6 protein-coding genes are annotated in these 7,218 nt (G+C 72.2%); 3 read left to right on the top strand and 3 right to left on the bottom strand.

Translation table 11 applies throughout. The features are described from left to right. A partial coding sequence (locus V7E46_RS18165) for a patatin-like phospholipase family protein (RefSeq protein ID WP_333769379.1) occupies nucleotides 1-828 on the top strand: 828 nt, incomplete at its 5' end. A gap of 24 nt (nucleotides 829-852) precedes the next feature. On the opposite strand, the gene V7E46_RS18160 is transcribed toward V7E46_RS18165, so the two are convergent. The 3 genes from V7E46_RS18160 to V7E46_RS18150 all read right to left on the bottom strand — a co-directional run bounded on the left by V7E46_RS18160 (nucleotide 853) and on the right by V7E46_RS18150 (nucleotide 5,854). After that, nucleotides 853-1,806 carry a hypothetical protein gene (locus tag V7E46_RS18160; protein ID WP_333769378.1) on the bottom strand — a complete coding sequence of 318 codons (954 nt, stop codon included), beginning with the start codon at nucleotides 1,804-1,806 and terminating at the stop codon, nucleotides 853-855. A 162-nt stretch (nucleotides 1,807-1,968) separates the two neighbouring features. Next, nucleotides 1,969-4,746, bottom strand: coding sequence for an alpha-L-rhamnosidase-related protein (locus V7E46_RS18155; protein ID WP_333769377.1), 2,778 nt, complete (start codon nucleotides 4,744-4,746; stop codon nucleotides 1,969-1,971). 289 nt (nucleotides 4,747-5,035) lie between these two features. After that, nucleotides 5,036-5,854 (bottom strand): TMEM175 family protein, encoded by an 819-nt coding sequence (locus tag V7E46_RS18150; RefSeq protein ID WP_333769376.1) that lies wholly within the window; start codon nucleotides 5,852-5,854, stop codon nucleotides 5,036-5,038. 76 nt (nucleotides 5,855-5,930) lie between these two features. Between V7E46_RS18150 and V7E46_RS18145 the strand changes: the two genes are divergently transcribed. Beyond that, a complete protein-coding gene (locus V7E46_RS18145) occupies nucleotides 5,931-6,293 on the top strand; it encodes a DUF1304 domain-containing protein (protein ID WP_329176530.1) in 363 nt (120 codons plus the stop codon). Continuing rightward, on the top strand, nucleotides 6,290-6,856 hold the full coding sequence (locus V7E46_RS18140; RefSeq protein ID WP_333769375.1) for a TetR/AcrR family transcriptional regulator: 567 nt from the start codon (nucleotides 6,290-6,292) through the stop codon (nucleotides 6,854-6,856). Before V7E46_RS18145 ends, V7E46_RS18140 begins: the two co-directional genes overlap by 4 nt. Nucleotides 6,857-7,218: the final 362 nt, after the last annotated feature.

Raw genomic sequence — 7,218 nt, 5'->3', positions numbered from 1 at the left:
GCACTGGTACTGGGCGGGGGCGGGGCGGTCGGCGGCGCCTGGACGGCCGGCGTGCTGGCCGGGCTCTCGGAGGCGGGGGTCGATGTCGCGCGGGCCGGCGTCGTCATCGGCACCTCCGCGGGCGCCGTGCTCGGATCCCGGCTGGCCTCCGGCGTCGGCCCGGCCGAGATGTACGAGCGCCAGCTCAGCGGGTCCGACGCGGTGGACATCACGGTGAGCCTGGGCCAGACGGCCCGCTTCCTGTGGGCGGCGCTCGGCTCCCGCAGGCCGCAGCGCTCGATCGAACGCCTCGGCCGGGCGGCGCTGGCGGCACGCACCGGCCCCGAGTCGGAGGTCTTCGACGCGGTCGGCATGCTGCTGGGCAAGGTGCGGGACTGGCCCGGCCGCGATCTGCGGATCGCGGCGGTCGACGCGCGGACCGGCGGGCTCACCGTCTTCGACGCGGACTCGGGACCGACGCTGCTCGAAGCCGTCGCGGCGAGCTGCGCCGTGCCGGTCATCTGGCCGCCGGTGACCGTCGCGGGCCGCCGCTGGATGGACGGCGGCAGCCGGGCGACCACGAACATCGCGCTGGCCGCCGGCCACCGCCGTGTGGTGGCGGTCTCGCCGATCCCCAAGGCGGTCGGTCCGCACCCGAGCGCCGGGCAGGAGGCCGCGGAGCTGGCGGCGGACGGCGTGCGCATCACCGTGCTGACCCCGGACAGCGCCGCCCGCCGCGCGATGGGCCGCAACATGGTGGACGACTCCCGCCGCCCCGCCGCCGCCCGCGCCGGGCACGACCAGGCCGTCGCCCTCGCGGAGTCGGTGGCCGAGGTGTGGCTCGGCTGACGTTCCCCCGGTACGCCGGCCGGATCAGCCGACGGCCTTCCAGTGGTCGTAGACGCTGATCATCTGGTAGCTGCGGGCCGGGCAGTAGAAGGCGCTGTTCGGCTGGTCGTAGTGCGTGTCCGAATTCGCCGGACTCGCACTGGACCAGACGCCGTTGTTGCGCACCGAGATGCTGCTGGACTCGAAGGTGACGCCGGCCATGTCGTCGCAGGAGTACGCCCGGCCCGAGGATCCGACCGTGGAGTACAGCTCCTCGATGTCCCAGCCGTCGGTGCGGCCGGACTTGTTGGTGCCCGACTGGGTGAACAGGGTGTCCCAGCGGGCGGTGGAGTAGTTGTAGAGCGCCGCGGTCCAGGTGTTGGCGGCCGCGGAGGTCCTGATGACGCGCCCGGTGTAGGCGCCGGAGCCGTTCGTGTAGGTGCTCAGGAAGGAGCTGTTGATGGTCACCGAGGCCGCGAAGTTGACGCTCTTGCACCAGTCCCAGGCGGAGACCGATCGGACGGACTTCGTGTAGACGGTGACCAGTTCGACGCAGGAGCCGCCGGGCGGGTACATCGTCGGGGTGTAGATGGTGGTGGCGGTGTCGGCGACCGTGAGCTGGGTGGAGACCGACTGCGTGGCGCAGGAGCCGTCCGCGCCGGACGCCGACTTGAACGAGGTGCCCTGCGCCGGGTGGATGTCCACCCGCGGCTGCCCCACGGCGTCGCCGGCGACGGTGCCGAGCGGGCCCTTGGCGGCGATCCCGTACTGCGCGCGGTGCTGGGCGGTGCGGGAGGCGAGCTGGCGCTGGACCTCCGCCGCGGGCAGGGCCCCGCTGACGGCGAGACCGGAGACGGCGGTCGAGCTGCACAGCGCGGCGGCGGCCCGGGGGCTCGCGGCGGTGTGCGCGGGGCTGGCGGCGGCGGTGCCCAGACCGCCGCCGAGCACCATGGCTGCGGTGGCGGCGAAGACGGCCGCCGTGGACTTCAGGCTTCTCACGCTGATGCGATCCTCTCGGAGGGGGCAGGGGGCCACGCGTCGAGCACTACTGAGCAATCATGGCCATGACAAGGCATCGCAGGCCAAAAGAGAAGCCCTAGGCCGGTTGTTGTCCGTCCTGGAGCCGGAAAAGGCCGGTTCCGCGGTCCCGGGACGAGGAGGTCAGGACGTCGTGTAGCACTTCTTGGCGATGCCCGGCAGCGGGTCGGAGCCGAAGGCGGCGGTGGTGCAGGGGGTGCCCCCGGTGAAGGACCTGTAGAGGTAGTCGCCGCCGGCGCCGAAGGCGACGGTGCGCTGGCCGGCGAAGGAGCAGGTGGCGTTCTCAGCCGCGCAGGTGGCGCCAAAGCCGGTGGGGGCGCCGGTGTAGAGGTAGCAGTTCTTGGCGACCTGGAAGATCGGGTCGACGCCGAGCGTGTCGTTGTCGCAGGTGGTCGAGCCGTTCGAACGGCCCTGCCAGAAGGCTCCGTCGGCGCCGAAGGCGATCGGCTGGACGCCGGTGGCCGCGCAGGCGGCGTGCTCCGCGGCGCACGCCGTCCAGTTGCCCGCGGGGGCGCCGGCCGGGGCGGCGTAGCAGCTCTTCGCCGCGTTGAAGAGCGGGTCGGTGCCGAAGGCGGCATTGGTGCAGGCGACGCTGCCGGTGACGGTCTGGAAGCGGAAGGCCCCGCCCGCGCCGTAGGCCACCTCGCGGGTGCCGCTGACGGCGCAGGTGCCCTTCTCCGCCGCGCAGGACGTGTAGCCCGCGGGGCCGCCGGACGGGGCGAGGTAGCAGGACTTCACGACGTTGTAGGCCGGGTCCGCGCCGCCGTAGGAGCTGCCGGCGCAGGCCGTCGCGCCGCTGACCGTACGGTAGGCGTACGCCCCGGCGCCGTAGGCCATCACCTGGGTCCCCGACGGGGTGCAGGTGCCGCCCTCGGCGGCGCACAGCGTGTAGCCGGCGGGCAGCGCGTTCCCGCTGACCGAGGTCGCGAAGGCGGCGGGCGCGCCGACGTTGACGGCCGAGACGGTACGGCTGCCGGCGGCCACACCGGTGAGGTAGACGTAACTGCCGTCCGTGGAGCCGCCGGTGATGCCCGGCACCGGGTGGAAGGCGCCGCCGCTCCAGACGGACGCGCCGTTGACGGTGATGGCGACGGCGCTGGACCCGTAGGTCGGGACGCCGATCGTCCCGGTGCTGCCGGCCGGGCTCGCCAGGGTCTCGGCGAGGGTGCCGGCCGCCGCGTCGTAGTCCCACGAGCCGGTCACGGTGCCCTGCGGCAGCCTGATGGTGCCCTCGACGTGGGTCAGGTCGCCCGGGTGCGGCGCGAAGGTGTACTGCGCGGTGCCGGTCGGGGCGAGGCCGAGCACGGAGAAGGTGAGGGCCGAGGTCGGGCCGGTGGCCCAGCCGTGCGCCAGGCTCATGTAGGTGCCGCCGTAGTCGAAGGTCCCGTCGCTGCGCAGGCCCTCCCAGAACGTGCTGCCCGTGCCCGTGGGGCTGCCCAGCATGCCGCCCCACTCGCGGCGGATCAGGGCCAGCGCGTTGACGTCGTCACCGGCGGTGAAGTGCGCCTGGACCTCCATCGAGCCGGGGAAGGTGCCGATCGCACCGCCGTCCTTCTCCGGGCTGGCCGCCCCGTGGTCGTTCCACCGGGTGGCCAGGCCGTGGGCGATGGCGGTGTTCTTGGCGGGGCTGTCGGTCAACCCGTACCAGACGGCAAGGGAGTTGCCGTCCTGCGGGTAGAGGGTGCTGGCCGGGTTGTCGCGGTAGAGGCCCACGGCGGCGTTCCACAGCCGCTGGTTGGCCGCCGCCTTGAGGGTGGCCGCCTGCCGCTGCCAGGCGGCGGCGTCCGCGCTGTCGCCCTCCGCGCCCGCCAGGACGGCGCCGCCGGTGAGCGCCTTGTAGAGCAGGGAGTTGGCCTCGATGTTCTCGCCGCCCTGGCCGCCGCGCGCCCAGTCACTGGTGCCGGTGACGTTCAGCAGGCCGTTGCCGTCGATCTTGGCGGTGATGAAACCCATGCCGAGCTTGAACTGGCTCCAGTACGTGTCCAGCCAGGCCTTGTCGTTGGAGTACGTGTAATACGACGCCGTGCCGATGAGCGCCCACGCGTGGTAGGTGTCGGAGCCGTAGAAGTTGAACTGCGGCCCGCCGTACTCCAGCTCACCGCTGCTGCTGTTCTGGTGCTGGTAGAGCGTGGTCAGCGCGTTGCGGCTGGAGGCGATGTCGTCGGTGGAGACGTACTCGGTGGGCAGCGAGACGCCCAGGTCGCCCGACCACACGGAGCGGTCGCGCTTCGCGCCGTCCACAAGCACACTCGACCCCGCGCCGACCAGCCCGTTGTTCTCCCACCCGGTGGACGGCGGCGGCCAGACGCGGCCCTGCGCCGGGTCGATGGTGTCCATCTGCACGGTGTAGGCGCCCGCGTACCAGATCTTGTTGAGCTGGGCGTCGTTTGAGAAGAAGTAGTTGGTGTATGCGCTCGGGTCGGCCATCCCGGCGGCGCCGGTGAAGGCGAGCGAGACGCCGTTGAGGTCCACCCAGCCGGAGGACGACAGGAAGACCGTCAGGTAGCGGAAGCCGCCGCGCAGCTTGTCGGCCGGCATCGTGTACGCGCCGGCGCCGTTGACGGTGGTGGCCAGGGCCCCGTCGGTGCCCGTGCCGGAGAAGGCGGCGCCGCTGCTCAGGTCGCTGGTGGGGCCGACGTAGAGCGACGACTCGGTGAAGGCCAGGCCGACCCGCTGCCCGGCCGCGCCGGCGCCGGCGAATGTCAGGGTGACCAGGCCGCCGACCTCCTTGCCGAAGTCGAGCACCAGGGCGGAGTTGGCGCCGGAGATCCGGGTGGAGGCGCCGGAGAGCACGTTCTGCGGCGACGACACCGAGCCGGCTGTGCTCTGGACCGCGACCGGCGCGAGGGTGCGGGTCGAGGGGGCGAGGATGTACGCGTCCCCGGCGGACCGCCCGGCCATCGCGGCAGGTGAGGCAGGCGCCGCCGGTCCTGCGGCACGGGCGGGGGCGGCGGCACGCGCGGGGCCGGCCGCGTCGGCGGCTCCGGCGGAGAAACCGAAGGCCGCGCACACCGCGGCGACCACAGAAACGATCCAAACGCGGCGCAGCTGGCGTGGGGACGACCGTCGGGGTAACGGGCGGGGAACGTTCATAGCGTCGACACTCCTTGGGGGCGGAGGGCACAGAGGACGTCTGAAACGATTCACTCGACTGGTACTGAGGTGAATGTAGGAGAGGGTGTGACGAGCGTCAAGGGAACGCGCAGCGAAGCCCGGTGGCGACCAGGGCGCCCAGGAGGTCGGGCCGCCACAAGGTCCGGGAGGCCAGGCGTCCCGGGACCCGCGCCGCCGCTCGCGCAGCGGCCGCTGGATCCGCTTGGCCAGCACCGGTCCTGCGATCCACAGTGCCCAGCCGTACATGGCGAAGAAGAAGACCGGGATGGGCAGCCCGAAGCCGAGGATGATGCCGTACGGCTCCTCCCCCTTGCCCGCGGAAAATCGGCCGGTCCCCGCCGACGAGCAGATGACGAGCCGCCAGACGGCGGGCGATCACCACCAGCGCGACGGCTGCCGGCGTCTGGAGAAGGGCGTAGAAGCCGTACCGCAGGGCATGCGGGCTGAGACTGTCGTGGTCCTCGGTGGTGAGCATCTTCGTCGCGAGCGGATTCAGGATGATCATCATCAGCCAGAACATATTGATCATCCGCAGCAGAGTGCCGATACGTTCGGCGGCCCGGAAAATACGGTGGCGGCCGCCTGGCGAAGCGGAGATCGCGACAAGACTGAGCAGCGACTTCCAGAATGCCGAGACGTCGCGGCCGGCGGGCACCGGGAGTTCCAGCGCGAGCAGGGTGATGGCGATCGCGACGACCGCGTCGGAAAAGTGGATCAGCCGGTCGGAGGCGCGTGCTTCGATGGCCGTTTCGTTCTCCAGGTGAATCTCCCTGACGGCGTGGGCGGCGGGGAGCCGCCCGTTCGGGTTTCCCGCCGACAGCGGCCCAGTAGACCACCGCGTACCCCGCCGGGTGCAGCCGAGTTCGCCCGGCGCGGCCCGGACGGCCGTCGGCACACCCTCTGGTTCATGGACAGGTGTCCATGTATGGTGGACACCTGTCCATGACCGCGCAACGAGTGGGGGTACCGCCATGGGGACGGCCGCGAACGTACTGGTGGGCCTGGTGGCCGCGCTGCACGCGTACTTCCTGGTCCTGGAGATGTTCCTGTGGGAGAGGCCGCCGGGCCGCGGACTCTCCGGCTTCGACGCGGACATGGCCCGCGCCACCGCCCCGCTCGCCGCCAACCAGGGCCTCTACAACGGCTTTCTGGCCGCCGGGCTGATATGGGGACTGGCCGCGGCGGACCCGACCGGCTTCCGCGCCCAGGTCTTCTTCCTCGTCTGCGTGCTCGTCGCCGGGCTGTACGGCGGGTTCACCGCCAACCGGCGGATCCTCGCCGCCCAGGCACTGCCCGGCGCCCTGGCGCTCGCCGCCGTGCTGGTGGCCGGATGACCGGCGCGCAGGCCGATCCCCGTACTGCAAGGACCCGGGCCAAGCTGAGCCGCGCGCTGCTGGAGGAGTGCGCCGACCGGCCACTGGCCGAGGTCAGCGTCGCCGCCCTGGTGCGCCGGGCGGGAGTCGGACGCGCCACCTTCTACCTGCACTACGCCGATCTGGAGGCGCTCGGCGTCGACGCGTGCGCCGACATCGTCCGGGAAGCCGTGGACGCCCTGCACGCGTGGCGCGGGACACCCGATCCGGCGGCTCCGCCGCCCGCCCTGCCGGCCTTCTTCGACCGGCTCGCTTCCCACGCCGGCCTCTACCGCGAGCTGTTGAGCCCGGGCGGCAGCGGCCCGCTCGGCCAGGTACTGCACCAGGATCTGCGCGCCCGCAGCCGTACGGAGCGCGCCCTGGCCGGTGCGCCGGAGCCGGACCTGGTCGCCTCGGCCGTGGCCGCGACCTTCGCCGGGGTGCTCGCCGACTGGCTGCACGGCCACATCGAGGCCACCCCCGCCCAGATCGCCCACCGGGTCTGGCGCCTGCTCATCAACCTGCACCGCACCCCCCTGCCCTGACGAGCCGCCCGCCCCGGTTGCCGGGTACGGCGGATCGGAGGGCACCGGGGGTGTCGGTTCGTGCGACATGCCGCTGCGGTGCTCCGGCAGCGGTAGTTCAGCTGCGGCGCAGAAGCATGACGACGGCCACGATCACCAGAATCAGCACGACGGTTCCAAGGCCTATGTACATGTGGGGATTCCTCTTCCATGTCATTGATTTGCGGTACGGCCACTCCGTACCGCGGAGATCCGCCGGGATTTTCCGGCGTTCCTTCCAAGGTCGCTCTTACCCGCCGTGGCGGGATCAAACTGTGAAAACAAAAGCGGGGTGGCATCCCGCATTCGGCGGTGCCCGGCAATTCCCCGGCAGGTGCCTCACC

The sequence above is a fragment of the Streptomyces sp. IBSBF 2435 genome (genome assembly GCF_036815005.1).
GTDB lineage: Bacteria > Actinomycetota > Actinomycetes > Streptomycetales > Streptomycetaceae > Actinacidiphila.
This window is presented reverse-complemented; position numbering and strand designations above follow the sequence as displayed.

Excerpts from the sequence above, each read along its gene's own strand:
- V7E46_RS18155 (WP_333769377.1), bottom strand. The coding sequence starts at position 4,746 with ATGGCCGGGCGGTCCGCCGGGGACGCGTACATCCTCGCCCCCTCGACC.
- V7E46_RS18140 (WP_333769375.1), top strand. The coding sequence starts at position 6,290 with ATGACCGGCGCGCAGGCCGATCCCCGTACTGCAAGGACCCGGGCCAAG.
- V7E46_RS18145 (WP_329176530.1), top strand. The coding sequence starts at position 5,931 with ATGGGGACGGCCGCGAACGTACTGGTGGGCCTGGTGGCCGCGCTGCAC.